Below are 642 nucleotides of genomic sequence, written 5' to 3'. Positions count from 1 at the left end.
CAGCGCCTTGTCGATCTGCTCCCGGGTCTCTGCCTCGCTTAGCTGTCCTTCCGGTGGAACCATGCCGTTATATCCCCCACAACATCACAATTTTTATAGCCTGACAGGTCGGTCATCCAACGGGTTTATCGCGATTCTTGTTCGGGAAATAGTATCAGACTTGGTGTGGGGGCGCTTCTTTTTGCGCTTGGGGCAAGGAGTCTATGCGTTCCCACGCAGAGCGTGGGAACGAGAGGGGAATTACGCTGTGGTTCTTTACCCGCCGTATGCGTTCCCACACGGAGAGTGGGAATGAGGGGACTGGCATTCTTCAATCGGGCTGTGGTTCTCCTGCCGTATGCATTCCCACGCGGAGCGTGGGAACGAGGGGTGAGAGAGGGGATCCTGCTGCTTGGGCTACTGCCCATCCTGATACTCGGTATCTCCTTCCAGCACAGCGGGCTCTTCTCGGGGCGGAGTGCTGTGCCAGTCGTCAAACGGGAAGGGTTTGTGTTCGGTGTTGAAGACCAGGAACTGGGTGATGTCGTAGAGGTAGGTGCTGAGGCCCTGCCCGAACTTGCGCAGCGGGTCGTTGGGCTCCTTGTTGATCAGCACCAGGATGAACTGGATCGCCGCCACGGCCATTGCCACACCCTTGGCCAC

1 protein-coding gene is annotated in these 642 nt (G+C 57.9%); it reads right to left on the bottom strand.

The window, feature by feature from the left end:
* Positions 1–396: 396 nt before the first annotated feature.
* Positions 397–642, bottom strand: a 246-nt coding sequence (locus ACQY5R_RS18230; RefSeq protein WP_428610712.1) for a DUF4389 domain-containing protein, incomplete at its 5' end; no start/stop codon positions are given.

It is taken from the genome of Sedimenticola sp. (genome assembly GCF_050289425.1).
GTDB lineage: Bacteria > Pseudomonadota > Gammaproteobacteria > Chromatiales > Chromatiaceae > Sedimenticola.
Note: the sequence above shows the minus strand (reverse complement) of the source record. Positions and strands in the feature narration are given on the sequence as shown.